This is a genomic window from Pseudomonas sp. ME-P-057 (genome assembly GCF_030208975.1).
GTDB lineage: Bacteria > Pseudomonadota > Gammaproteobacteria > Pseudomonadales > Pseudomonadaceae > Aquipseudomonas > Aquipseudomonas lutea.
The window spans coordinates 80,467-105,182 of record NZ_JARVSX010000021.1 but is presented as its reverse complement, the minus strand read 5'-3'; the positions used below and the strand labels follow the sequence as shown (position 1 = coordinate 105,182).

22 protein-coding genes and 1 pseudogene are annotated in these 24,716 nt (G+C 60.2%); 11 read left to right on the top strand and 12 right to left on the bottom strand.

Annotation, left to right across the window (positions count from 1 at the left end):
* Positions 1-8: 8 nt before the first annotated feature.
* From QRN48_RS11635 to QRN48_RS11595, 9 genes are all read left to right on the top strand, one after another.
* Entirely contained in the window at positions 9-1,220 is a 1,212-nt protein-coding gene (locus QRN48_RS11635; protein ID WP_502944598.1) for an SfnB family sulfur acquisition oxidoreductase, read from the top strand.
* Entirely contained in the window at positions 1,220-2,593 is a 1,374-nt protein-coding gene (locus QRN48_RS11630) for an LLM class flavin-dependent oxidoreductase (protein WP_285350719.1), read from the top strand. Before QRN48_RS11635 ends, QRN48_RS11630 begins: the two co-directional genes overlap by 1 nt.
* Before the next feature lie 95 nt (positions 2,594-2,688).
* Entirely contained in the window at positions 2,689-3,483 is a 795-nt protein-coding gene (locus QRN48_RS11625; RefSeq protein WP_285350718.1) for a MetQ/NlpA family ABC transporter substrate-binding protein, read from the top strand.
* A gap of 2 nt (positions 3,484-3,485) precedes the next feature.
* Entirely contained in the window at positions 3,486-4,622 is a 1,137-nt protein-coding gene (locus QRN48_RS11620; RefSeq protein ID WP_285350717.1) for a methionine ABC transporter ATP-binding protein, read from the top strand.
* Positions 4,612-5,256, top strand: coding sequence for a methionine ABC transporter permease (locus QRN48_RS11615; RefSeq protein ID WP_037018721.1), 645 nt, complete (start codon positions 4,612-4,614; stop codon positions 5,254-5,256). Before QRN48_RS11620 ends, QRN48_RS11615 begins: the two co-directional genes overlap by 11 nt.
* A 121-nt stretch (positions 5,257-5,377) precedes the next feature.
* Positions 5,378-5,953 (top strand): hypothetical protein, encoded by a 576-nt coding sequence (locus QRN48_RS11610; protein WP_285350715.1) that lies wholly within the window; start codon positions 5,378-5,380, stop codon positions 5,951-5,953.
* On the top strand, positions 5,937-6,191 hold the full coding sequence (locus QRN48_RS11605; protein ID WP_285350714.1) for an acyl carrier protein: 255 nt from the start codon (positions 5,937-5,939) through the stop codon (positions 6,189-6,191). The genes QRN48_RS11610 and QRN48_RS11605 overlap by 17 nt, the downstream gene beginning before the upstream one ends.
* A 54-nt stretch (positions 6,192-6,245) precedes the next feature.
* Entirely contained in the window at positions 6,246-6,872 is a 627-nt protein-coding gene (locus QRN48_RS11600; RefSeq protein ID WP_285350712.1) for a class I SAM-dependent methyltransferase, read from the top strand.
* Between the two features lie 235 nt (positions 6,873-7,107).
* Entirely contained in the window at positions 7,108-7,566 is a 459-nt protein-coding gene (locus QRN48_RS11595) for a hypothetical protein (RefSeq protein WP_285350710.1), read from the top strand.
* A gap of 73 nt (positions 7,567-7,639) precedes the next feature.
* Here the strand turns inward: QRN48_RS11595 and QRN48_RS11590 are convergent, their stop codons facing one another.
* The 11 genes and pseudogenes from QRN48_RS11590 to QRN48_RS11540 form a co-directional block, all read right to left on the bottom strand.
* Positions 7,640-10,780 (bottom strand): efflux RND transporter permease subunit, encoded by a 3,141-nt coding sequence (locus QRN48_RS11590; RefSeq protein ID WP_285350708.1) that lies wholly within the window; start codon positions 10,778-10,780, stop codon positions 7,640-7,642.
* The gene (locus QRN48_RS11585; protein ID WP_285350706.1) at positions 10,777-11,847 is read right to left on the bottom strand and encodes an efflux RND transporter periplasmic adaptor subunit; all 1,071 of its coding nucleotides are present in this window, start codon (positions 11,845-11,847) and stop codon (positions 10,777-10,779) included. The genes QRN48_RS11590 and QRN48_RS11585 overlap by 4 nt, the downstream gene beginning before the upstream one ends.
* Positions 11,844-12,983, bottom strand: coding sequence for an efflux RND transporter periplasmic adaptor subunit (locus QRN48_RS11580; protein WP_191944692.1), 1,140 nt, complete (start codon positions 12,981-12,983; stop codon positions 11,844-11,846). The genes QRN48_RS11585 and QRN48_RS11580 overlap by 4 nt, the downstream gene beginning before the upstream one ends.
* A 415-nt stretch (positions 12,984-13,398) precedes the next feature.
* The gene (locus tag QRN48_RS11575; RefSeq protein ID WP_037018709.1) at positions 13,399-14,433 is read right to left on the bottom strand and encodes an ABC transporter substrate-binding protein; all 1,035 of its coding nucleotides are present in this window, start codon (positions 14,431-14,433) and stop codon (positions 13,399-13,401) included.
* Positions 14,434-14,517: 84 nt separating this feature from the next.
* Positions 14,518-15,384, bottom strand: a complete 867-nt coding sequence (locus QRN48_RS11570; protein WP_285350704.1) for an ABC transporter permease — start codon at positions 15,382-15,384, stop codon at positions 14,518-14,520.
* A gap of 165 nt (positions 15,385-15,549) precedes the next feature.
* Positions 15,550-16,431, bottom strand: coding sequence for an ABC transporter ATP-binding protein (locus QRN48_RS11565; protein ID WP_285350702.1), 882 nt, complete (start codon positions 16,429-16,431; stop codon positions 15,550-15,552).
* A 72-nt stretch (positions 16,432-16,503) separates the two neighbouring features.
* Positions 16,504-17,397 carry a TauD/TfdA dioxygenase family protein gene (locus QRN48_RS11560; RefSeq protein ID WP_285350700.1) on the bottom strand — a complete coding sequence of 298 codons (894 nt, stop codon included), beginning with the start codon at positions 17,395-17,397 and terminating at the stop codon, positions 16,504-16,506.
* Between the two features lie 327 nt (positions 17,398-17,724).
* Positions 17,725-18,513 (bottom strand): MetQ/NlpA family ABC transporter substrate-binding protein, encoded by a 789-nt coding sequence (locus QRN48_RS11555; RefSeq protein WP_191944696.1) that lies wholly within the window; start codon positions 18,511-18,513, stop codon positions 17,725-17,727.
* Positions 18,514-18,723: 210 nt separating this feature from the next.
* Positions 18,724-19,539: pseudogene (locus QRN48_RS11550) on the bottom strand (sigma 54-interacting transcriptional regulator); the annotation flags it as partial.
* Between the two features lie 133 nt (positions 19,540-19,672).
* Positions 19,673-20,254 (bottom strand): alpha/beta hydrolase, encoded by a 582-nt coding sequence (locus QRN48_RS11545; RefSeq protein ID WP_037019237.1) that lies wholly within the window; start codon positions 20,252-20,254, stop codon positions 19,673-19,675.
* A gap of 882 nt (positions 20,255-21,136) precedes the next feature.
* On the bottom strand, positions 21,137-22,207 hold the full coding sequence (locus QRN48_RS11540; protein WP_285350697.1) for a fatty acid desaturase: 1,071 nt from the start codon (positions 22,205-22,207) through the stop codon (positions 21,137-21,139).
* Positions 22,208-22,316: 109 nt separating this feature from the next.
* On the opposite strand from QRN48_RS11540, the gene QRN48_RS11535 reads away from it, so the two are divergent.
* Positions 22,317-23,324 (top strand): AraC family transcriptional regulator, encoded by a 1,008-nt coding sequence (locus tag QRN48_RS11535; RefSeq protein ID WP_285350696.1) that lies wholly within the window; start codon positions 22,317-22,319, stop codon positions 23,322-23,324.
* A 14-nt stretch (positions 23,325-23,338) separates the two neighbouring features.
* Here the strand turns inward: QRN48_RS11535 and QRN48_RS11530 are convergent, their stop codons facing one another.
* Positions 23,339-24,049: a Crp/Fnr family transcriptional regulator gene (locus QRN48_RS11530; RefSeq protein ID WP_285350694.1), complete on the bottom strand. Its 711-nt coding sequence runs from the start codon at positions 24,047-24,049 to the stop codon at positions 23,339-23,341.
* Positions 24,050-24,154: 105 nt separating this feature from the next.
* Between QRN48_RS11530 and QRN48_RS11525 the strand changes: the two genes are divergently transcribed.
* Complete coding sequence (locus QRN48_RS11525) at positions 24,155-24,691, top strand: Mpo1 family 2-hydroxy fatty acid dioxygenase (RefSeq protein ID WP_191944701.1); 537 nt, start codon at positions 24,155-24,157, stop codon at positions 24,689-24,691.
* Positions 24,692-24,716: the final 25 nt, after the last annotated feature.

Genomic DNA, 24,716 nt, shown 5'->3' with positions numbered 1-24,716 from the left:
TTCAAACCTTGCCGCGTGAGACGCAGGCGAACGCCGTGACCGCGATCATTCGCGATGACACCGAAGCGCTGCGGGTCGCTCGCACGCTGGCCGTTGATTTCAAGCATCAGAGCGCCGCCCGAGATCGCGAGCGACGCCTGCCCCATCAGGAGCTGGAAGCCTTTACCCGCTCCGGCCTGTGGGGTATCAGCGTGCCAAAAGCCTTTGGCGGCGCCGGCGTATCCAATGTCACTCTGGCCGAAGTCATCCGCCTCATCTCCGAGGCAGACGCCTCGCTGGGGCAGATTCCGCAAAACCACTTCTACGCGCTCGAAGTGCTGCGTGTGAACGGCAACCCGGCGCAGCAGGCACGCCTTTACGCGGAGGTCCTCGCCGGTCAGCGCTTTGGCAATGCCCTGGCGGAGCTGGGCACCAAAACCGCCCACGACCGTACCACCCGACTGAGCCGCGACAGCAGCGGCAACGGCTGGCGCATCACCGGTCGTAAGTTTTACGCCACCGGTGCCCTTTATGCCCAGCGCATACCCACCTCGGTGGTGGATGACCAGGGCGTGCAGCAGTTGGCATTCGTGCCGGCGAACGCCGCCGGGCTGAGCGTGATCGATGACTGGAGCGGCTTCGGTCAGCGCACCACGGGCAGCGGCTCGGTGGTTTTCGATAACGTGTATGTCGATGCCGATGACGTGGTGCCTTTCCAGACTGCGTTCGAGCGTCCCACCACTGTCGGCCCGCTGGCGCAGATTCTTCACGCGGCCATCGACACCGGCATCGCCCGCGCTGCCTTTGAAGACGCTTTGCATTTCGTGCGAACCCGCACCCGTCCCTGGATCGATTCAGGCATTGAAAAAGCAGTCGATGACCCGCTGACGCTGCACAGCTTTGGCAAACTGGGCATTCGTTTGCATGCCGCTGAAGCCTTGCTGGAGCGCTCCGGGGAGTTTCTGGACAGAGCGCAAGCGGACACCACGCCGGAGAGCCTGGCGCAAGCCTCGATTGCGGTCGCAGAAGCACGGGCAATCAGCACCGAGATTTCACTCGAAGCCGGCAGCACGTTATTTGAGCTGGCCGGTGCTCAGGCAACGCTGGCCGAGCACGGTCTGGACCGTCACTGGCGTAATGCCCGCGTACATACGCTGCACGACCCCGTGCGCTGGAAGTACCACGCCATCGGCAATTACTACCTCAATGACGTCAACCCGCCGCGCCGGGGGACCATTTGATGGGCAAGAAGAAGATTCTGCTCAACGCGTTCAACATGAACTGCGTAGGCCACATCAATCACGGTTTCTGGACCCATCCCAGGGACACCTCGACCCAGTACAAAACCCTCGATTACTGGACGAATCTGGCGCAGCTGCTGGAGCGCGGACTGTTCGACGGCTTGTTCATCGCCGACATCGTCGGGGTCTACGACATCTACCAGAACTCGGTAGACGTCACGCTGAAGGAGTCGATCCAGTTACCGGTGAATGACCCGCTGCTGCTGGTATCAGCCATGGCCGCCGTCACCAAAAACCTCGGGTTCGGGCTCACCGCCAACCTTACGTACGAAGCGCCGTACCTGTTCGCCCGGCGTATGTCGACGCTGGATCACCTGACCCGCGGGCGCGTGGGCTGGAACATCGTCACCGGGTATCTGGACAGCGCCGCGCGCGCGATGGGCCTGACCGAGCAGATCGAACACGACCGTCGCTACGATCAGGCTGACGAATACCTGGAGGTTTTGTACAAGCTGTGGGAAGGCAGCTGGGAAGATGACGCGGTGATCGAAGACCGGCAGGCGCGCATCTACGCGCAACCGGACAAGGTCCACTACGTGCGGCACAGCGGCGAGTTTTATCAGGTGGAGGGTTACCACTTGTGCGAGCCTTCGCCACAGCGCACGCCGGTGTTGTTTCAGGCCGGCAGTTCCGAGCGAGGTTTGCAGTTTGCCGGCAGCAACGCCGAGTGCGTATTCATCAGCGCGCAGAATAAAACCGCGACGCGCGAGCAGGTCGACAAGGTCCGCGCCAGTGCCGTTGCTGCCGGGCGCAACCCCAATGACATCAAGGTGTTCATGGGACTCAACGTCATCGTCGGCGCCACCGAAGAGGCTGCAAGGGCCAAGCATGTCGAGTACCTGACCTACGCCAGTGCCGAAGCGGGGATCGCGCATTTCGCGGCGTCCACCGGCATCGACTTTGCCGAGTACGCGCTGGATGAGCCGATCCAGCACGTCAAAGGCAACGCCATTCAGTCAGCCACGAAAATCCTCAAGAACAACGACTGGACCCGCCAGAAATTGCTCGATCAGCACGCCTTGGGTGGCCGTTACATCACGCTGATCGGCTCGCCCGAACAGGTTGCCGATGAGCTGGAATCCTGGATCGCCGAAACCGGCCTCGACGGCTTCAACCTGACCCGCATCGTCACCCCGGAAAGCTACGAGGACTTCATCGACCTGGTGATCCCGGAACTGCAACGGCGCGGTTCCTACAAGACCGCCTACGAGCACGGCACGTTGCGCGAGAAGTTGTTTGAAGAAGGCAACGCGCGACTGCCGGAACGGCATGCGGGCGCTGGCTTCAGAACACTCACCCCAGCGCAGGCCTGAGGGAGCTCGAACTCCGTGGGAGCGAGCTTGCTCGCGAATACAGCTTTACAGACACCCAAGCGTACAAACCAGACTACTGAACCGGATTACCACCCATGACCAAAACGCTCCTCACCCTTGCGCTGTCCCTGGGCCTGTTTGCCGGCGTCACTCACGCTGCCGATCAGCCGCTCAAGGTTGGCACCACTGCCGCCTTTGCCATTCCGCTGGAAGCCGCTGTCGCCGAAGCTGACAAACAAGGCCTCAAGGTCGAGCTGGTGGAGTTCACCGACTGGATCGCGCCTAACGTCAGCCTCAACGCGGGCGACATTGACGTGAACTACTTCCAGCACATTCCGTTTCTGGAGAACGCCAAGGCAGCATCCGGCTTCGACCTGGTTCCGTACGCCCCGGGCATCATCAATAACGTGGGGCTGTATTCGAAGAAGTACAAAAGCTTCGATGACTTGCCGACCGGCGCTACCGTGGCGATCGCCAACGACCCTATCAACAGCGGACGCGGCTTGCAGCTGCTGGCCAAGGCCGGGCTAATCACCCTGAAACCGGGGGTGGGTTACAAGGCCACCGAGGATGACATCACGGCCAACCCGAAGAAGATCAAGCTGATCCAGGTAGAAGCCGTGCAATTGGTCCGCGCGTATGACGATGCCGACTTGGTGCAAGGCTATCCGGCCTACATTCGGCTGTCGAAGACCTTCGACGCGGGCTCTGCGATCCTTTTTGACGGCCTCGACCACCCCGAGTATGTGATTCAGTTTGTCATCAGGCCGGACCACAAAGACGACCCGCGCCTGGCGAGGTTCATCGATATCTATCAACACTCGCCTGTGGTGCGCGCCTCGCTGGATAAGGTCAACGGCACGCTGTATCAGGTCGGCTGGAAGAACTGATCATGAGTGCAACCGCGCAACGCCTCCTATCTCCGCACGGCGCGATCGCGCACCCTGAACGGTTGGGCCAGCCCTCGGAGCTGCACCCCGAGAAGCAGCATGCACACGTGCGCTTCATCGATCTGGGCAAGACCTATGAGGGCCAGCAGGGGCCGGTGCCGGCGCTTCAGGGTATCAACCTGGACATCCGCCGCGGTGAGGTACTCGGCATCATCGGCCGCAGCGGTGCGGGCAAGTCTTCGCTGATCCGCACGATTAACCGCCTCGAAAAGCCCAGCAGCGGACGCGTGCTGATCGATCAGGTCGACATCGGCGCATTCAACGAGGACACCCTGGTGGACCTGCGCCGACGCATCGGCATGATCTTCCAGCATTTCAACCTGATGTCGGCCAAGACGGTGTGGCAGAACGTCGAGCTGCCGCTGAAGGTAGCAGGCGTGCCGAAGGATCAGCGGCAGCGCAAAGTCGCGGAACTGCTGGAGTTGGTGGGGCTGCAAGGCAAGCACAAGGCCTATCCGGCGCAACTGTCCGGCGGCCAGAAGCAGCGGGTCGGCATCGCCCGGGCACTGGTGCATGATCCAGCCATTTTATTGTGCGACGAGGCCACCTCTGCGCTTGACCCGGAAACCACACAATCCATTCTTGGCCTGCTGCGCGAGATCAACCAGCGCCTGGGCCTGACGATTGTTCTGATTACCCATGAGATGGCGGTGATCCGCGAAATCTGCGATCGGGTGGTGGTGCTGGAAAAAGGTGAAATCGTCGAGCAAGGCCCTGTATGGCAGGTGTTCGGCAATCCACAGCATGAGGTGAGCAGAACGCTGTTGGCACCTTTGCAGCATGCCCTGCCGGCAGACGTGCAGGCGCGCTTGCAGCAGCACCCTTCGGCCGATCACGCCAGCGTCGTTCTCGATTTGCAGTTCACAGGAAGCAACGGCACGGAGCCTGACCTTTCAGCGTTGTTCAACGCCCTCGGTGGGCGAGTGAGCCTGTTGCACGGCGGGGTCGAGCGTATCCAGGGACGCGCGTTGGGTCATCTGCTGCTGGCGGTGAGTCATTCGCCGTTTTCGGCTGACGAATTGATCAGCCGGGCTCGTCAATATGCACAGCAGGCGGAGGTATTGGGTTATGTGGCTTGATCGGCTCTGGCAGGGCGTTATCGACACCTTTTTGATGGTGGGCGTGTCATCGCTGATCGCGCTGATTCTCGGTATCCCGTTGGCGGTAATTCTGGTCACCAGTGGCAAGGGGGGCATTTTCGAAGCGCCCAACGTGAACCGGGTGCTGGGTGCATTCGTGAACATCTTCCGTTCGGTGCCGTTCCTGATTCTGATGGTCGCGTTGATCCCTTTCACGCGACTGATTGTCGGGACGACCTACGGTGTCTGGGCGGCGGTGGTACCGCTGACCATCGCGTCGACGCCGTTCTTCGCGCGTATTGCAGAAGTGAGCCTTCGCGAAGTGGATCACGGGCTGATCGAAGCAGCACAAGCCATGGGTTGCCGCCGCTGGCACATCGTCTGGCACGTGCTGCTGCCCGAAGCGCTGCCGGGCATCGTCGGCGGATTTACCATCACCCTCGTGACGATGATCAATTCGTCGGCCATGGCCGGCGCAATTGGTGCGGGAGGATTGGGGGATATTGCTTATCGGTATGGGTATCAGCGGTTCGACACGCAGGTGATGCTGACGGTGATCGTGTTGCTGGTGATATTGGTGGCAGTGATTCAGCTGGGAGGGGATCGGCTGGCGTTGCGATTGAATAAGCGGTGAATGGGTAGGATTTTTCCCCTGAAAATGTGCGAAGTCTCCATTTATTTTCGAGCAAGGAATCGCGTCAGTTAAATCAGTTAGCCTTGCAGGCTTCGGAAGTAGAGCATTGGGAGGCTGGCAAATGCAGGAGAAGGAACTATCAGACGCGGTTTTCAGCACCGTTCATGAGTTGCAGAGAGAAGGAGTGAATCTCGGGCCTTCCAGCCTGGTAGCGTTCAATTTGCGAAGCTCGATGATGACCTCATGCCCAGGCACGTTGATACTCCCTTCGCAGTCGTGGACAACGGGTGCGATTGCGCATGAGGTAATTAAAGGCATACGTACAAACTCATCGTTACCCGAAACCACGTTTGAAATGCTTTGGGAGTGCACGAAGGAGCATTACGGCCTGAGCGCCGCGACAGCGATTACGGCTTCAGCAGGAATTCCCATCAGCAAGACAGCCGTTGGAACATGGGTGCACGCGGGCTCAAGCAGAACGACCAACCTCGCCAGCCTGATCGGCATGCGCTTCTTCCCCCGCGCACTCATACGCCATCCGACAGCCGCCAGGATGGCAAAAGCCACCTTCGGCACAGTAAGGGTCTTCGGCGTTATCGGAAGAGGGATTCCCTTCGTGGCTGCCGGGCTGGCAGTATTCGATCTGGTGAGCATAGGCCTATGTGCATATGAGGCGAAAAATGGAAAAGATCGCTGATCGAGCGCAGCTGACTCAGGAAGTGATTGAGCTTTTTGTTTCCATCATTGGCTTCATCCCGCGAGAGGACGTCACGCGGACCACTAATTTCATCCGCGACTTCGACATCATCGACGACGATCTCACCTGTTTCATGATGCAGGTGAAGTGGCGATACAACCTGAAGCCGACGCCTGAAGACTGGGCACGGATCGAAACTATCAACGAGGTGATCGATTTGATCCTTGCCAAGAATTGATCAAACCTTGAGCGGGGGTATATTGGCGGCCTTCTCTGATCAGACGACCGCCTCATGAAACTCGACCCAACCGACCTCGCCCAGATCACGGCCACCACCCTGGGCAACTACAACGACGTCGCTGAAGATTTTCGCGAAGGCACGCGCGATCACGACGTCAGCCAGAACATCAACGCGCTGCTGCGCAACATCACCGCGCCGGCGCCGTTTCAGATTCTGGACTTTGGCTGCGGGCCAGGGCGGGATCTGCGCACGTTTACGGCCTTGGGCCACATTGCTACCGGTCTGGACGGCTCCGAACGCTTCGCCGAGATGGCGCGCGCTGACAGCGGTTGCGAGGTCTTTCATCAGAACTTCCTTGAGCTGGACCTTCCGGCCGCGCGCTTCGACGGCATCTTCGCCAACGCTTCGCTGTTCCATGTGCCCCGTCAGGAGTTGCCGCGGGTGTTGGGCCAATTGCGCGGCGCGTTGAAACCCGGGGGCGTGCTGTTCAGCTCCAATCCGCGCGGCGGTAACGAGGAAGGCTGGAAAGGTGAGCGCTACGGTTCGTTCCATGATCTGCAATCATGGGGCGTCTTGATGACCGAAGCCGGGTTCGCTGAGGTCGAGCACTATTACCGGCCTGAGGGACTGCCGAGGGATCAGCAGCCGTGGCTGTCGAGTGTGTGGCGCGCTTCCTGAAAAATCATCTCTGCATTCTGCACCGTTAGACATTACCCATTCCGAAGAACGAGCTTCATCCGTGGCAGCCCGGTAAAGACACGAACCCAGTCATGGAAGATGGCTGAACTGTCATTTCTGACAGTAGCGCGCACCTTTCCACCAGAACACACTGATGCCAGCGCCATTGGCGCTATCTGCGGCCCAAGTGCTGGATCAGCACACCCGCCAATCGCAAATTAGCAAGGGAATGATCATGGACAATCTTTTGGAAAATGGGGACTTCGCTACCAATCAATTGGGGCCCTGGACAACGACTGCTGGTGATGAGACATGGACGATCAAGCCTAACGAAGGCGATGACAAGCCCGATTATTACCTTCAGCTATCCAAGGGAGGCAACCTGTCCCAGTCGATTCCCGAGGGCAGTTATAAACCCACAGCGCTGACGTTTGAGGTCCGGGCGGGCGAGACTGTGAAACCCGGCGATTTCGTGTTGTTCAGTTATGCGGCCTTGTGCGCCGTACCGGGCGGGGCGGCGGGATTTGGTGACGTTGGAGGCGCGACCGCCGACTGGCGCTTGATTACGCTCGCCATCGACATTAAACCAGACCCCGCCTCAACGGTGATGGTGCAGGTCCATACCGCCTCCGATACACAGACTTTAAAAGCCCAGGCGGGTACTGTGCACTTCAGGAATTTCCGTCTCATCTGACCGCAGGTTTCCTCTTTCTCAAAACGCAAAAGGCGGAAGTGGTCACCCGACCGCCTCCGCCTCTCTCCGCCACTTATTGAGCAGGCGTGGGGTTTTCGTCCCGACGGCCAGAATCATCTTCTTCAGCCTTGTTCTGCTTATCCCGCTCAGCCTTTTGACGCTCCTCCTCGCTCGGCTCCTTGATCTTGTACCAGGCGACATACAGCGCCGGCAGGAACAGCAACGTCAGCAGGGTCGCGATGATGATGCCGCCGATCATTGCGTACGCCATAGGCCCCCAGAACACTTCGCGGGCGATGGGGATCATGCCCAGGCTTGCGGCCGCGGCGGTCAACAGGATTGGCCGACGACGGTGTTCGGTGGCTTCTGCCACCGCATCCCAGGGCAGATAACCCGCCGACTCGTATTCGTCGATCTGGGTCACCAGGATCACCGAGTTGCGGATGATGATGCCGATCAGCGCAAGGATGCCAAGGATCGCCACGAAGCCCATTGGCGTTCCGGTTGGCACCAGCGCCAACACCACGCCAATCAACCCCAGCGGCGCCACACTGGCGACGATGAACATCTTCTGCACGCTGTGCAGCTGGATCATCAGGAACGTCGCCATGAGGAAGATCATCAATGGCACAACCTTGGCGATCGGACCCTGCGCCTTGCCGCTCTCCTCCACCGTACCGCCCGTGGCAATCTTGTAGCCCACCGGCAGACCGGCGGCGAACTTGTCGATCTCCGGCTTGAGCTCCTTGACCAGATCGGTTGGCTGCATCTCGTCGCGCACGGCGGCTTTGAGGGTGATCGTCGGTTTGCGGTCACGGCGCCACACCAACGGCTGTTCCAGCTCATAGCGCACGTTGGCGAAGGCCAGCAGCGGAATTGACGTGCCCTGCGGCGTAACGATCTGCAGATTCTGCAGGGTTTCGGGCGAACCGCGTTCTGAGTCCACCGCACGCCCCACGACGTTAATCAGGTAGATGTCATCGCGCACCTGGGTCACAGAGGAGCCGGTCACGATGCTGTTCATCAGTTGCGCAACGTCTTCGGATGACAGGCCTAGCTGCCGCGCCTTGTCCTGATTGATGTCGATGCGCAGGACTTTGCCCGGCTCATTCCAGTCGTAGATCATTTCGCCAATGTGCTGGTTCTTGTCCAGCAGCGTGGCAAGTTCGATAGCGTGCTGACGCACTTCATCAATGTTGTCGCCGCTGACCCGGTACTGGATCGGGCGCCCTACCGGTGGTCCCATTTCCAGCGCCTGAACGTAGGTGCCGATACCGACGAAGTCATCACGCAGACGCTTCTTCAGGCGCTCGGTCAACGCGCCGCGCTCTTCCAGCCCCTTGCTGACAATGACCAGCTGCGCGTAGTACGGGTTTTCCAGCTGTTGATCGAGCGGCAGGTAGAACCGCACCGCGCCTTCGCCGATGTAGGTACTCCAGCTGACGATGTCGGGATCGTCCTTGAGGGTCGCCTCAAGCTTGTCCACCGCGCGGCGCGTCTCGTTGATCGAGGCGTTCTGCGGCAGGTTGAGGTCAACCAGAATCTCGGGGCGGTCGGATGACGGGAAGAACTGATTCTGCACGAACCGCATGCAAAACAGAGACGTCGCGAATAGCAGAATGGTGATGATGATCGTCAGCCAGCGGTGACGCATGGCCCAGAACATCGAGCCGTTAAACGCCCGCGCAATGCGGCCGGGCTTGGCGTTCTCATCATGCTTTTTCACGTTTTCGCTGAGGATGTGCACGCCAATCACCGGGGCGAACAGCACCGCAACCACCCACGACACCAGCATGGCAACGGCGATGACCGCGAACAGCGTGAAGGTGTACTCTCCCGCCGAACTCGCGTTGAGGCCGATCGGCACGAAACCCGCCACCGTCACCAGCGTGCCGGTCAGCATCGGAAATGCCGTCGAGGTGTAGGCGTAGGTCGCGGCCTGGGCTTTGGTGTCGCCCTTTTCAAGCCGCGACACCATCATCTCCACCGTAATCATTGCGTCATCGACCAGCAGGCCGAGAGCGATGATCAATGCGCCCAGCGAAATACGCTGCATGGTGATGCCGCTGTACTCCATGAAAACGAAGACCATCGCCAGCACCAGCGGGATCGAGCAGGCAACCACCAGCCCGGCGCGCATCCCAAGGCTGATGAAGCTGACGATCAGCACGATCACAACCGCCTCGAACAGCGCACTGGTAAAACCGCCCACGGCCTTCTCGACCACCTGTGCCTGATCGGAAACGACATGCACGCCCACGCCGATAGGCAGATCCGCGGTCGCCGCGTTCATCCGTTCATGCAGCTGTTTGCCGAATTCCTGGACGTTGCCACCCTTCTTCATGGCAATGGCCAGGCCGATTGCAGGCTTGCCATCGAAACGGAACAACGGCTTGGGCGGGTCGACGTAACCCCGGGTGATTTCGGCGATGTCACTCAAGCGATAGAAGCGATCGTTGAGACGCAGGTTGACGTTGGCCAGGTCTTTTTCTGAGGCGAACTGGCCGGAGGTGCGCACCGAGATACGCTCCGGACCGGCCTCGATCACCCCGGCCGGCGTGACGGTGTTTTGCGATTGCAGACTCTGCACGACCTGACGCTGATCAAGACCCAGCGCCGCCAGCTTGCGGGTGGAGAAGTTCAGGTAGAGCACTTCGTCCTGCTCACCGATCATTTCGACCTTGCCCAGCCCGGGCACGTCGCGGATCTGCACCCGGACCTCTTCCACGTAATCGCGCAGCTGACGCAGTGTCAGGCCGTCCGAGGTGAAGGCGTAAATCGAACCGTAAACGTCCCCGAACTCGTCGTTAAAGGCCGGCCCCTGCAGACCTTGAGGGAATTGCCCGCGGATGTCGTCGATCTTCTTGCGCACCTGATACCAGATGTCCGGAATTGCACCGGCGCTGGTGGTGTCGCGCAGGTAAACGAAAACCGTGGATTCGCCCGGCCGGGTGTAGCTTTTTACGTAGTCGAGGGAGTCGAGCTCTTCAAGCTTCTTCTCGATGCGGTCGGTGACCTGCTCCAGGGTCTCGTCCACGGTGGCGCCCGGCCAGCGAGTCTGTATGACCATGGTCTTGATAGTGAACGAAGGGTCTTCCTCGCGTCCCAGGTTCATGTAGGAAAACACGCCCATCAGCAGGCCGACGAACATCAAGTACCACACGAAAGACTGATGCTTGATCGCCCACTCGGAGAGGTTGAACGTCCCTTTCATCGCGGGCTTTCCTTATCGACTTTGATTTTCTGCCCCGGCTTGAGGCTGTTGACGCCCGCAGTGACGACGCGATCACCGTTGTTAACGCCGTCGGCCAGTACCACCGAGCCGTTGCTGCGGCTGACAACGGTAACCGCGCGCGGCGAGACCGTCTGATTCTGCATGTCGATGATCCAGATTTGGGTCTTGCCATCGACTTCCTGCACTGCCGTGGCAGGCACCTCGATACGCGGCTTGACTGTGGAGCTGAGCGTGACGCTGATCGCGGTGCCCAAACGGAACGCCGCTGGCGTATCCGCCAGGGTCAAACGTGCGCGGCGGGTGCGGGTCGAACTCTCGGCCTGAGGCTCCAGTTCGCGAATGGTCGCGGTCGTGTTGATCTGCGGCTCAAGCTGGCTGGCGACGGTGAACACCACATCGCCGGGCAGTTGATCGCCCAGTTGCGACGGCAGGTCGATCACTGCCTCCTTGATGTCCGGGCGCGCAAGCGTCACCACCTGCTCACCGGCACTCACCACCTGCCCGGCCTCGACCTTCCACTCGGTGACGACGGCATCGTGGTCCGCGCGCAGCTCGCTGTAGCTCAGTTGATCCTTGGCCTGCTGCACAGCGGCCTTGGCCTGATCGTACGAAGACTGGGAGGTCTTGAGGTCAGTCACCGCCACGTCCAGCGCAGCCTGGGCGCCAACCCCCCTGTCGAACAATTCCTGCTGGCGCCGGGCGTTGGCCTGGGCGTTGATGAGCTGCGCTTCGACACGCGCAAGGTCGCCTTGGGTCGAGCGCACCTGGTTTTGCTGATCGGTGGGGTCAAGCACGGCGAGCATGTCGCCCTTTTTCACTTGCGCGCCGACATCGACGTTGCGCTGGGCGATACGGCCCGACACGCGAAAACCGAGGGTGCTTTCATAGCGCGCGGCAATGTTGCCGGCAAAACGACCCAGGCTCTCTTGCGCCTGGGGCTTCACCTCAATGAACAAGACCGGTCGAATCGGCTCGGGGGCGGGTTCCTCCTTACTGCAGGCGGTCAACAGCAGGCTTGCCAGCACTACCCCTGACAAACGCTTCATTGCGACGCTCCCGTTGGCTTCTGTGAAAGATCGGCATAAACATCGGCGAGCTCCACTTGCATGTCCGGGTGCAGCAGCTGATTACCGGCAACGACCACTTTTTCACCATTTTTCAAACCATCGACGATGATGACTTTACCTGTGAGATAACGCCCCACGGTCACGCCGCGCAGGCTGACTTTGTTGTCGGCGTTGACGACCCACACCGCAGGTTTGCCAAGCTGATCGCCCAGGCCTTTGGTCAGCGCCGACCATGGCAGCTCGACGCTGGTTTTGGCCGGAACGCTCAGGGCCGCGCTGACCACAGAGCCGAGGTCCATGCCTGGCGGCAGCGAAGTGAGGGCTATCTTGACTTGCAGCGTACCGGTCTGTGCTGACACAGCGGGGGTGACTTCGCGCACCTTGCCGGTGGCCTTGATGTTGGGATTGTCCAGCAGCGTGACGTCCACCGGCTGATCGGTGGGCGGGTTGACGAACAGTGATTCATAGACATTGAACACGGCGTCGCGCTCGCCATCCCGGGCGAGGCCGAAGATCGGCGCGGTCGCCTGTACGACTTGGCCAACCTCTGCCTGGCGCGCAGTAATGATGCCCGGCGCATCAGCGATCAAAGACGTGTAACTCAACTGCTCGCGGGCATTGGCCAGTTGCGCCTGGGCGGCTTTGAGCGAGCTCTGGCTGCCGCGCAGCTGGGCCTGCGCGGAATCGTATTCACTGCGGCTGGTGTAGCCCTTGGGCAAGAGCTTCTCCTGACGCACGAACGCGGCGGAGGTTTGCTTGACCCGCGCCTGCTCTGCGGCAACGGCCGCGACGGCTGAGTCGACGTTGGTCTGCAGGTCCTTGGGGTCGAGCTTGGCCAGTACTTGCCTGGCCGACACCCGATCGCCGACATCCACCATCCGTTGGATGATTTTCCCGCCCACGCGGAATGAAAGCTGCGTTTGCACCCGCGCCTGGATGTCGCCGGTCAGCGCAACATCGGCTGCGAAATCTGCGGTTTTCACCTCTTGCGCCTGCACACGGGCGCGCACAGGCTCCTGCGGCTTTTCCTTGCCACAGCCAGCAAGCACAGCCAGGCACAGGCTGATAAAGAGAACGGTCGGTCGACCACGAAAAACAGGGGGTTGGGCGGGCATGCAAGCTCCTTGTGCCAATGCCGTGACGACACCGCGCCGCTGGACGCCGTTGCGATGTGCTCATGCGACTGTGAGCTTACATCAGGGTTCCTTGTGAGGTCAGAACTCTGCCTGAGCAATCTACGCCAGAGCGCGCCGGCACGCGATGAGAGGATGGGTCTGTCCCATCAATGTTGCCTGATACAACGCATTCGCGGGCAAGCGCGCTCCCACAGGTTCGTGCGGGTACTCGGAATTTGGGCAGACGCAGATCAACTGTAGGAGCAATCGGAGGTTACGACGGTCGCGAAGGCGGTGGGTCTGGGCCATCAATATTGGCTGACCACCGCGTTCGCGAGCAAGGTGGAGCGGCGCACCGGCCATTCTTACAAGTTCGTGCGGCTACTCACATTAGGCTAACCGGCAAGACAGAGGATCAACTCCCCGCGCCGCCGTGGGCTTCTTCAAAGAAGAAATCTTTCCAGCTGTCAGCCTTGTTTTTCAGCACGCCGAGCTCATGCAGCTTCTCGGCATAGATGAACGTGCGCTGAGGCACAACGGTGAAGTCGATTTCTGGATCGCTGACGATCTTCTCCACCAGCGGCAACGGCAGCTTGGACTTCTCTACCTCAATGTAGGTCTTGGCCGCGGCAGGCTTGTCGGCCTTGATGATTTTCTCGGCCTCGGCCAGCGCGTCGTAAAACGCCTTGTAGGTCTTGGGGTTTTCGTCGTGGAATTTCTGAGTGGTGTAGAGCACGTTGAACGTCGCCTGGCCGCCGAGCACGTCATACGAGCTCAGCACTTTATGGACGTTGGGGTTTTCCAGCTCCTGATACTGAAACGGCGGGCTGGAGAAGTGCGCGCTGATTTCAGAGCCGCCGGCGATCAGCGCCGAGGTCGCATCCGGGTGCGGCAGGCTGACCGAGATGTTGTCGAACTTCTTGAAGTTGTCATTCCCGAACAGTTTCGCGGTCTCGATCTGCAACGTGCGCGACTGGAAACCCACCCCGGCTGCGGGAACTGCAATGCGGTCCTTATCGGTGAAGTCGTTGAGGGTCTTCACGTCAGGTTTATTGCTGAGCAGGTAGTTGGGCATCGAGCCCAGCGAGGCGATGGCCTTGACGTTCTGCTTGCCCTTGGTCCTGTCCCAGATCGTCAGCATGGGCGGCACGCCCGCAGACACCACATCCAGCGCGCCAGCCAACAGCGCTTCGTTCATGGCCGTGGCGCCGGAAATGCTGTTCCAGTCGACCTTGATGTCCAGGCCCTGCTCTTTGCCATGCTTCTCGATCAGCTTTTGCTGCTGAACAACGTCCAGAATCAGATAGCCGATACCGAACTGCTGGGCGATGCTGATCTTGCCCTCGGCCTGGGCACCGCCACTCAACAAGGCGCCAGCGAGGCCCAGGGCAGCTGCGATGGCTGTGAGTTTCGGGCGTTTGAAGGGTCCAGCGGTCAGTGACAAATCCATACATTCCTCGCGATAAAGGCAAAAGCGTCGAAGGCCTCGTAGCCACTAGCTGTCACGAGGCGCCATTTTGTTCGGTGACTCGGATCAGCGCTGCATGCCCCATCGCTTGACGGTCAGGCGTTCCACATTGCTGAACAGCAGATTTTCCACGAGCAGCCCGATGATGATCACCGCCGCCAGGCCCGCGAAGACCTTGTCGGTGTACAGCTCATTGCGGTTCTGAAAGATGTACCAGCCCAGGCCGCCCTTGCCGGAAGAGGCGCCAAACACCAGCTCGGCGGCGATCAGAGTCCGCCAGGCGAATGCCCAGCCGATTTTCAGGCCTGCGAGAATCGAAGGCAGTGCGGCAGGGATGAGGATGTGCCAGACAAACCGCAGGCCCTTGAGACCGTAATTGCGCCCGGCCATGCGCTGGGTTTCAGAGACGCCAAGAAACCCCGCATACGTATTGAGCGCCAGCGCCCAGAGCACCGAGTGCACCAGCACGAAGATCAGGCTGTTTTCGCCCAGGCCAAACCACAACAGGGACAAAGGCAGCAACGCGATGGCGGGCAGGGGGTTGAACATGGCCGTTAGCGTGCCGAGCAAGTCGCGGCCCAACTGCGTGGAGACGGCCAGTGTGGTGAGGCCAAACGCCAGGACAATGCCGATCAGGTAACCCTTGACCAACACCGTCAGGGATATCCACACCTTGGCGGGCAACTCGCCGGTGGCGATGCCATCGATGAACGCCTGGGCGGTTTGCAGGAAACTCGGCAGCAGCAAGTCGTTGCCCTGAATGCGCGCGGCGATTTCCCAGATGATCGCAAGCGCAACGAGGATCACGGCCTTGCGCACCCAGCTGACTTGCCAGATGCGTTGAGCGAGGGGGATGTCGCGGGCCAGGTCTTCCTGGGTGAAAGGCTCCAGCGCGACTTCGTATTCTTCCCGGATGGGGGGTGAAAGGCTCATGGGTATGTCTCTTAAGTCGACGCACCCTGTAGGAGCCGGCTTGCTGGCGAACGCGTCGGGTCCGACACCTTTTCGGTGAATGACGGATGGGTTCGCCAGCAAGCCGGCTCCTACAGAGATATGTTCAATTCGTGCGGCCGGCAGTGGATGCCGTCGGCAGCGCTGTCAGTAGGCAATACGAACATCTTGAAACCGAAGATCAGGCTCAACCGCCAGCGCTTCGCCTTCGTCGAACAACAGCCGGTGGATCCGCTGCGCAGACGCCTGAAACTCGACGCCCCCGAGGCTTTTCAAGTTGTACTGATGGCTGTTGATCTCGGCACGCACACGCCCGGGGTGTGGCGACAGCAACAGAATCCGGTTACCCACCACCAGCGCTTCCTCAATGGAGTGAGTCACGAACAGCAGCGTGAAGCGGACTTCTTCCCACAACTCCAGAAGCTCTTCCTGCATTTTGCGGCGGGTCAGTGCATCAAGCGCGGCAAACGGCTCGTCCATCAGCAGGATCTTGGGCTGCATCGCCAGCGCTCGGGCAATCGCCACGCGCGCCTTCATGCCGCCCGACAAGGTATGCGGATAAGCATCGGCGAAAGCGCTCAAGCCGACTTTCTCCAGGTAATGCCGTGCACGCTCTTCGGCCTCACGACGCTTGAGCGTGCGCGAGGCCAGCAGTGGAAACATGACGTTCTGGATCACCGTCTTCCATGGCGGCAGTTGATCAAACTCCTGAAACACCACGATTCGGTCCGGCCCCGGCTCCTTCACCTGTTGGCCGGCCAGACGAATCTGACCTTCACTGGGCTGGATGAACCCGGCCACGGCCTTGAGCAGCGTAGATTTGCCGCAACCTGAAGGGCCGAGCAGGACAAATCGATCGGCCGGATCGATTTCAAAGCTGACTTGATGAGTGGCCCGCACCACGCGTTCCGGCGTGCGGTATTCAAGGCTGACGCCCTGTACTTGCAACAGCGCTTCAGCGGTAGGCTGATTGGCCTGTTGCGCGCTCAAGCGATCGCTAGCCGTGTGGCTTTGCAGAGCAGCGTTCATGCAGCGGAGCTCCTTGGCAGGGCAGCCGGGATTATCAGGTCAAACCGCACGATGATCCCGGCGCGGTGCGTATCAGAAAGGCGCATCGCCCTGGATGGTGGTGCGATGCAGACGACGGCGCAGGTGATCGGGCGTGCCGCCGGCGAGATGGATCAGGGAGCGGTTGTCCCAGAACACCATGTCGTTTTCCTGCCACTTGTGGCGGTAGACGCCTTCCGGGCGAACGCTGTGGGCATACAGCTCGGTGAGAATGGCCTGGCTCTCGTCTTCTGGCAGTCCGACGATATGAGTAGTGAACCCCTCACTGACGAACAACGCCTTGCGGCCGTTCTCCGGGTGGGTGCGCACGATCGGATGGCTGACCACGGCGACCTGCGCCAGTTGCTCGGCGCTGAGCGTGGGACGCCAGTTTTCGGCGTTGCGGCCATGGCTATAGCGGGCCGTGTAACTGTGCACGGCATTGCGCCCTTCAACCGCTTTGCGCAGAGGCTCGGGCAGCGTGTCCCATGCCAGATGCATGTCGGCGAACAAGGTGTCGCCGCCCTCGCTTGGCAGCTCCTGGGCGTAGAGCATGGACCCAAGGCTTGGCAGCTCTTTGTAGGACAAGTCCGAATGCCAATACTTACCGGCATCGCCCAGCCCGACAGGCTGACCGTTTTCCACGATATTGGAGACGATCAGAATCTCTGGATGATTAGCGAGCAAGAACTGCTTCAGCACGTGGATCTGCAGCACGCCGAACCGGCGACTGAAATCGATCTGCTGCTGCGGGGTGATGCGCTGATCACGGAAAACCACCACGTGGTAATCCAGGTGCGCTTGGCGGACGCGGGCAAAATCGGCGTCGTTGAGCGGGCGGGACAGATCCAGACCGACGATTTCCGCGCCCACCTTTTCGGCGAATGGACGCACATCGAACTGCTGGCCGGGCGCTTGCGCGGACGAAGCGTGGGAGGCTGCTGGCATGAGAACTCCGACTCCATAAAAGCCTGACCACGAAGGCGTAGCCAGAAAGCATCTGTAAGGAGGGAGAACTTTAAAGCTATAAGAAGCGAAGTTTAAATATCGTTACAGCATATGCATAGCGCCGAAAGACCTAGGCACCCGCGTCCGGCCTCAGCCGTTCTGCGTGCAGCGGCTGCGCCCGCCGCTTGCCGAATTAGTATGCCGAAATGCAAAACGCGCCCGCCTGCCGAGTCCCGATGCCTGTGACTGTGGGTCAGGGCAGGAGGGCAACGGCAAGCCAGCGCGTTTCAAGTCTGAGCGCGTAGAACGCACGCGTTCAAAGGATTATCAGAACGCCGGCAGTACCGCGCCGTCGTACTTCTTGTTGATGAAGTCTTTGACCTGCTGGCTGGTCAACGCTTTGGAGAGCTTCTCGATTGCGTCGGTGTGAGCGTTATCGGTGCGGGTCACCAGATAGTTCACGTACGGCGAGTCGGCGCCTTCAAGAATCAGGGCATCCTTTTTCGGGCTGAGCTTGGCTTCCAACGCGTAGTTGGTGTTGATCAGGTCCAGGTCGACCTGGTCCAGCGCGCGCGGGAGCAACGCCGACTCAAGCTCGCGGAACTTCAGCTTCTTCGGGTTGGTAGCGATGTCTTTCGGCGTCGACAAGGCATTGGTCGGGTCTTTCAGGGTGATCAGGCCGTTTTTCTGCAGCAACAGCAGAGCGCGACCGGCATTGCTGCCTTCGTTAGGGATGGCAACGGTGGCGCCTTCAGGAATCTGGTCGATGGATTTCCACTTTTTCGAGTAGCCGCCGAACGGTTCGACGTGTACGCCCACGCCGGTCACCAAGGTTGCACCCTTGCCCTTGTTGAAGCCATCCAGGTAAGGCTTGGTCTGGAAGTAGTTGGCGTCCAGACGCTTCTCGTTCAGTTGCACGTTGGGCTGCACGTAGTCAGTGAAGACCTTGATCTGCAGGTCAACGCCTTCTTTGGCCAGTTCCGGCTTGATCAGCTCAAGGATTTCAGCGTGCGGAACAGCGGTGGCGCCCACGACAAGTTTTTCGGCAGCCTGCGCTGCGCTGATGCCGAGGGAGAGAGCCGCCGCCAGTGCGGTGAACAAAAACGTCTTCTTCATGCGATGTCCTTAGAGAAATCGGTCGCCTCGTGGGCGACTTTGTTTTCGGTCTGCCGCGGGATCGACCCTGGGCAGGGTGGCGGCTGATGCGGACAGTACCGAGATTATTTATTCCGAGACAATACTTTTTAGTCGGATGGTTATGCTATTTCGATCTCAAGAGGCGTTTTGCCACTTCACACCGGCAGGGAGGCACAAGCGCTAGCGCGCCGGCAGATTCAAATGCTCCGGCAGGATCTCCGCGCCGCTGCTGACCAATAACGCGAAATGAATGACGTTCTCCAGCTCCCGCGTGTTACCCGGCCAGTAATGCGCTTCAAGCACACGCTGTGCGTCTTCGCTGATCAGGGGCACCTGAAAATCGAAACGCTGGCTGTAGATGCCCAGGAAATACTCGGCCAGGGGCAGGATATTGCCGGGCTGTTCGCGAAGTGCCGGCAGGTCGAGGCGGCCTTCATTCAAGTAGCGGTACAACCGCTCATGGAATTTACCGGCGGCGACTGCCAGACGCAGATCGATGCTGGTCGCCGCGACCAGCCTGACGTCGACCGGGCTCGGCTGCGTGGCGCCCACGCGGGTCACTTCATGGTTTTCCAGCGCTGCCAGCAATTTGACCTGGATCGTCATGGGCAGATCGGCGATTTCATCCAGGTACAACGTGCCGCCGGTGGCCGAGCCAAACCAGCCGGCCCGACTGCTCGCCGAACCGCTGTGCGCACCCGCGGCATAACCGAAGAGCTCCGCCTCTGCGTAGGTCGAGCTGATCGCACCGCAGTTGACCGACACGAACAGGCCAGAGCGGTCACTGCCGCGATGAATATGACGCGCCAGCAATTCCTTGCCGGTGCCGGACTCGCCGCGAATCAACACGGGTAAGTCCAGGGGCGCCAACAGCTCCATCTCTTCGCGCAACTGCCGCGACCTTGGGTCAATGAACACCAATGCCTTGGCGCGGATGCTCAAAGGGCTTTTTTCAGCGTCAGGGAAGGTCAGCAAGGGATTGTTCGAGATGTCGGAAAGGCTCATGGCAGGCTCCCGCCCCGGCCATTGGATGACCCGAGCGTTTAAAAAAAAGGCCGCAGCGCCTCTCGGTTCACTGCGGCGAAAATGATCGTGAGAAAAGCCGGCTCATGCGCAATTGCAGGTGCGCGTGCTGTGCTCATGCGCGGCGGCGGGTGAGTTGCTCGATTCGTCCTTGCAGTCGGTACAGGTAAGCGAATCCCTGCTCCCAACGCTGGTGACCGGACTTCACATTGATGTGGCCAGCGCCGCTGAGAATACCGATCTCGGCGCCCCAGTTGCGGGCCATTTCCATAGCGCGCAATGCGCTGACGGCAGAGTCATTGTCGGAGCTGACCACTTGCGTCGGAAACGGCAGCAAGTGCTCTGGGATTGGCGAAAAATTGCGGATGGCAGGCGGGCAATTCGGCCGTTCGACGTCAGCGGGAGCGACCAGCAATGCCCCACGCACCTGGCGAAGGCTGTCCAGCGGTGCCAACTGCGCCCAATGCGCGACGGCCACGCATCCCAGGCTGTGAGCGATGAGAATCACCGGCGTGCTCTCGGAAGCGATGGCGCGTTGGAGCTCTCCGATCCAGTCCTCTCGGCGAGGCTTGAGCCAGTCGGCCTGCTCAACCCGTACGCTGTTGGGCAAGCTGTTCTGCCAGTGAGTTTGCCAATGGTCATCGGCAGATCCTTGCCAGCCTGGCACGATCAGGTAACGGATCGATTCGTTCTGCATGGCCTTCGCCTCCTGCATGTTGCGTTCATGGGGCGAGTATAGGGATGGGATATATATTCGAAAAAGAATAAGAAGCTATTTATTAATAGCTTGAAAATATATGAAGGCCCATGACTCGGCAAAAAAGAGGGCCACCCCCTGCCTTAAAGGGGTGACCCTGATAATCACGCTGTCTGCCCCCGGGCTCGCCAGGGATGAGCAAAGCTTACGGCGCAGTTGTTACAGAATTTTTATCCGCCGACGTTTTCCTGCGAGCAGTGCGACAAGCCGGTTTCGCGGGCAAGCCGGCTATAGGGTGGCCGGGAATGGTGTCACCATCAGGCGCAGAATCTGTAGGAGCGCGCTTGCCCGCGAAGACGTCGGTACGAACGACACATCTAAGCCGGTTTCACGCCTTTTCGCGGGCAAGCGCGCTCCTACATTTGCTCAGCGCCAGGCTTTGACAGAACGATGCCGTTTCCACATCTGTGGGGCCGCTGCCCTCAACGCGTCAATACAGCCGGACACCACTTTAGGAGCGCGCTTGCCCGCGAAGACGTCGGTACGACCGACACATCTATGCCGGTTTGACGCCTTTTTGCGGGGAAGCGCGCTCCTCAGGTGCTCAGCGCCTGGCTTGGGAAGAGTGCTGCCGCCCGCAAATCTGCGCAGCTGCTGCGCTCACCGCGTCAATACAGCCGGACACCATCTGTAGGAGCGCGCTTGCCCGCGAAGACGTCGGTACGACCGACACATCTATGCCGGTTTCACGCCTTTTCGCGGGCAAGCGCGCTCCTACAGGTGCTCAGCGTCTGTTTTGGATGCAACGTCGCTGTTTCCCGCGCGCGCTACATCTGCGCAGCCGCCAAGAGGCCATGTGCGGCAGGCGTCGATGAGGCGGGGTTAACTGCGCACGGGGTCCGGCATGGCTGCTCTCTCCTGCCGCCGTTCAAATCGGTTGGCCCGGCCGAATGTGCCAAAATCATTGAAGCGCACGCCCATCTCGGCCATCACTTTGTGCGCAACAGGTGCCGTCATCTGGCGGATGTAAAAGGGCTCTTTTACTACGAAGTGATGAATGCCGTGGGTGCTGCCAAAGTTGAAGCAGAACGCCTGCATGGGCCACATCCACCATGGATTGAGCACCTGGGTCTGCTGCATCACATTGCCCGGCTCGACGTCACCGTAGTAATGCATATTTGAACTGACGAAATGCAGGCAGAACGTGCGCAACACGTTCGGCCCAACGAGCACCACGACCGCGACATCGATGACCTGCATCACCGCCAGCGTATTCGCCGACCAATCAATCGTGCTGCCCGATAACGCAGCAAATCCGTTCGCGGCATGAAACCCCAGAAACAGGTACCACGCGCCCCAGTTGAGCAGCGCCAGCGGCGCGTAGACCCGCAGGGTACGCCTGAGGATGCTGAATTTATGCGCGAATGTTTTTGCCCGCAGCATGCGGATGAACGAGGACATGACGTTATCACCAACCATCAGCAATCGCGCCAGCCCCCACGGTTCACCGTTGGTAATGGCCCGCTCCTCCAGGTCGGCTTCGGTGCCGGAAACCTTGTGATGGTTGAGGTGCAGGTGCCGACGGATCCAGGGGTTGATGGTGCTCGGCCGTGCCATCCAGACCAGCGCCAGCATGAGGTTATGCGGCACGCGGCGTTTGCGGAAATACATGCTGTGGATCAGGTCATGTTCCAGTTCGTGGGTCAGCGACGCAAAGAACGCATTGAGCAGCACACAGACCCACCACGCCATATGACCCTGAAGATAGAGCGTTGCGCTGCCGACCATGCCCGTCAATGCGAACAGCAGAATGCCGGCGCCGATAGCGTCCTGGTGCTGCAGCACCGGGTAGCGCTCGCGCAGTGAGGCACCATGGGCTGAAACCACCGCACGAATGTGCGCCGATCGTTGTTGTGCATTCAGTCCGGCAGCACTTGCAGAAGTGTCGTGCATGCTTCCATTCTCCGGTTTCAGGGTAAAAAGCGTGACGCCACTGTGCCGCTTCGGGCAGATCCCCGCCTGACCTGGAACGCCAATCTGTAGACCGGAAGCGCCAACGTGTATGTCTGAGCCGAGCATCCTCGCCAGTTGGACCCGCGCCCTGCGCAAGCAGCTCGACGCCCTCGGCCTCGATAGCCTCGCGCTGAGCCGCGCTGCGGGCCTGGATCCGCAATTGATGGATGATCCCAACGCTCGCTACCCGGTAACCGTCACGACACGTTTCTGGGAACTGGCTGTGCAGGCCAGTGGCGATCCGGCGCTGGGCCTGAGGGTGTCACGTTTCGTCAGCCCGACGACCTTTCATGCGCTCGGTTACGCGCTGGTCGCCAGCGGCTCGTTGCGGGAAGTGTTCGAGCGCATTGTGCGTTATCACCCGGTAGTGAGCGATGCGCTGGTCATGAGCTTCGAGCGGGTCGAGGATCGGTACGAGTTCCGCTTCCGCGTACCCGATGGCAGTCCTATACCGGCCAATGAAGCCATGGACGCCTTCGCTGCGATCTACGTTCGCACATGCCGCAACCGGCTGGGACGTCATTACGCGCCGCTGGCTGTGCACCTGATGCGCCCGCAGCCTGAAGACCCGCAGCCCTGGCATGACGTGTTTCGCGCCCCGCTGTTCTTCGCCGCGACGGAGAACCTGTTGAGTTTTGCCTGTGATGACTTTGACAGCCATCTTGACGACGCCAACCCGGAGCTGGCCCGGCACAACGAGACCGTTCTCAACCGTACCCTGGAGCAACTCAGCGCGCTGACCTGGGAGCGAAAAGTGCGGGACGCCATCGAGCGTCAACTGCCGGACGGCGAACCCTCCGCCGAGCGCATCGCTCACGCGCTGCACTTGAGTTTGCGCAGCCTGCAGCGTCACTTGGCCGATGAAGGTTGCCGCTACGATTTGCTGCTCAATCAGTGCCGACAGAATCTGGCGCTGCAGCACATGCGTGACCCCGCCAGTTCACTCACCGAAGTCGCGTACCTACTCGGATTCGCCGACACCAGCAGTTTCAGTCGCGCGTTCAAGCGGTGGACTGGCATGACGCCCAGCCAGTATCGCGAAGGCCTGAACCGCTGAGCGACGGATGTGCTTCAGGCCTCCGCGCCAGTCAAGCGATGAAGTGCTGCGTCGCGGAGCCAGTCGGTGTCGAGTATGTCGATGCGATCGTGATCGCGACGGACGATCTGGCGCTCCTCGAAATACGTCAATACTCGCTCCACAACCTCACTGGTCAGACCGAGGCAACGGGTGGAGGCCATATCGCCCCGCATGACGCTGCGCAGAGAGCCATCCACGCCGCCGTAGGCTTCGGCGAGCATCAGCAGCCTAAACGCCACGCGTTCCTGGGTGGGCAACAGGGTGATGTCCTGGACAGCGGGCACTTCGATGCCGAGTTTGCTGCCCAGCAGTAGCCGGAAATGGCGCCACAGCGTCGGATGCTCGGCCAGCAATTGCTTGAGCGGAGCGTCCGCCATGTGCAGCACGATCACTGCGTCCTGGGCGATTACGTCGTGTGTGGCGGGGAGGTCATCAAATAACGAGGCTTCGCCGAACCAGTAAGGCCGATAATCTTCTGCGCGGGGTGAGCGAGCCAGCTGTGGCCTGCCGGGATTGATCCGCAGCGAACCGGTGAGCAACGCGTATAGCCCCGGTGCTGGCTCACCGCGCAGGAAAATTGATTTGCCGGGCGTCACCCGCCGCTGCCGCATGCCGGTCAGCAAGCTATCCTGCAAAAGCGCAGGAAGATCACGGAACCAGCGGTCGTTGATCAGCCATGAGTGCCATTGGGCTCCATTCGTCATGTGAATCTCCTTTTGATGGCCAGCCTTTTGTTGCAGGCTGAGTCGCTCAGCGTTTCAGCTCGAAAAAATCAGCGGCATGATCCCTGTATCCATAGAGGAATAACAATGAAAAACCTCGTCGATCATCTCAGCCAGTACGCGGCGTACCACCGCGACACCCGCAACATCGTCACCCATTTTGTGGGTATTCCCTTGATCGTGATCGCAGTCGCCGTGCTGCTCTCGCGCCCCGGTTGGACCAGTTGGGCGCTGGGCGGGCTTTGGGTGTCTCCCGCGCTGCTGGTGAGCCTGGCGGCGACTTTTTTCTACCTGCGTCTGGACGTATTTTTTGGTGTGCTGATGGGGGCTTTGCTAGCGCTGTGCCTCTGGCTCGGCGCTAATCTGGCGCAGCAGACCCTCTTGGTCTGGCTCAGCGCCGGCGTCGGGTTGTTCGTGCTCGGTTGGGTGATCCAGTTTGTGGGCCATTATTACGAAGGTCGGAAGCCAGCGTTCGTCGACGACATCACAGGCCTGATCATCGGTCCGTTGTTTGTCGTCGCAGAAGCGGCTTTTTTGCTGGGGATGAGAAAGAAGCTGCAGCACGCCATCGAAGCGCGAGTCGGCAAAACGCACCGGCGGGACATGAAAAAGGCTGCGATCTGAAGCAGCCCGACTCGTAAAAGGTATC

Excerpts from the sequence above, each read along its gene's own strand:
- QRN48_RS11615 (WP_037018721.1), top strand. The coding sequence starts at position 4,612 with ATGTGGCTTGATCGGCTCTGGCAGGGCGTTATCGACACCTTTTTGATG.
- QRN48_RS11530 (WP_285350694.1), bottom strand. The coding sequence starts at position 24,049 with ATGACGAATGGAGCCCAATGGCACTCATGGCTGATCAACGACCGCTGG.
- QRN48_RS11545 (WP_037019237.1), bottom strand. The coding sequence starts at position 20,254 with ATGCAGAACGAATCGATCCGTTACCTGATCGTGCCAGGCTGGCAAGGA.
- QRN48_RS11580 (WP_191944692.1), bottom strand. The coding sequence starts at position 12,983 with ATGCCCGCCCAACCCCCTGTTTTTCGTGGTCGACCGACCGTTCTCTTT.
- QRN48_RS11555 (WP_191944696.1), bottom strand. The coding sequence starts at position 18,513 with ATGAAGAAGACGTTTTTGTTCACCGCACTGGCGGCGGCTCTCTCCCTC.
- QRN48_RS11600 (WP_285350712.1), top strand. The coding sequence starts at position 6,246 with ATGAAACTCGACCCAACCGACCTCGCCCAGATCACGGCCACCACCCTG.
- QRN48_RS11535 (WP_285350696.1), top strand. The coding sequence starts at position 22,317 with ATGTCTGAGCCGAGCATCCTCGCCAGTTGGACCCGCGCCCTGCGCAAG.
- QRN48_RS11585 (WP_285350706.1), bottom strand. The coding sequence starts at position 11,847 with ATGAAGCGTTTGTCAGGGGTAGTGCTGGCAAGCCTGCTGTTGACCGCC.
- QRN48_RS11605 (WP_285350714.1), top strand. The coding sequence starts at position 5,937 with ATGGAAAAGATCGCTGATCGAGCGCAGCTGACTCAGGAAGTGATTGAG.
- QRN48_RS11590 (WP_285350708.1), bottom strand. The coding sequence starts at position 10,780 with ATGAAAGGGACGTTCAACCTCTCCGAGTGGGCGATCAAGCATCAGTCT.
- QRN48_RS11595 (WP_285350710.1), top strand. The coding sequence starts at position 7,108 with ATGGACAATCTTTTGGAAAATGGGGACTTCGCTACCAATCAATTGGGG.
- QRN48_RS11630 (WP_285350719.1), top strand. The coding sequence starts at position 1,220 with ATGGGCAAGAAGAAGATTCTGCTCAACGCGTTCAACATGAACTGCGTA.
- QRN48_RS11610 (WP_285350715.1), top strand. The coding sequence starts at position 5,378 with ATGCAGGAGAAGGAACTATCAGACGCGGTTTTCAGCACCGTTCATGAG.
- QRN48_RS11625 (WP_285350718.1), top strand. The coding sequence starts at position 2,689 with ATGACCAAAACGCTCCTCACCCTTGCGCTGTCCCTGGGCCTGTTTGCC.
- QRN48_RS11575 (WP_037018709.1), bottom strand. The coding sequence starts at position 14,433 with ATGGATTTGTCACTGACCGCTGGACCCTTCAAACGCCCGAAACTCACA.
- QRN48_RS11570 (WP_285350704.1), bottom strand. The coding sequence starts at position 15,384 with ATGAGCCTTTCACCCCCCATCCGGGAAGAATACGAAGTCGCGCTGGAG.
- QRN48_RS11525 (WP_191944701.1), top strand. The coding sequence starts at position 24,155 with ATGAAAAACCTCGTCGATCATCTCAGCCAGTACGCGGCGTACCACCGC.
- QRN48_RS11540 (WP_285350697.1), bottom strand. The coding sequence starts at position 22,207 with ATGCACGACACTTCTGCAAGTGCTGCCGGACTGAATGCACAACAACGA.
- QRN48_RS11620 (WP_285350717.1), top strand. The coding sequence starts at position 3,486 with ATGAGTGCAACCGCGCAACGCCTCCTATCTCCGCACGGCGCGATCGCG.
- QRN48_RS11560 (WP_285350700.1), bottom strand. The coding sequence starts at position 17,397 with ATGCCAGCAGCCTCCCACGCTTCGTCCGCGCAAGCGCCCGGCCAGCAG.
- QRN48_RS11565 (WP_285350702.1), bottom strand. The coding sequence starts at position 16,431 with ATGAACGCTGCTCTGCAAAGCCACACGGCTAGCGATCGCTTGAGCGCG.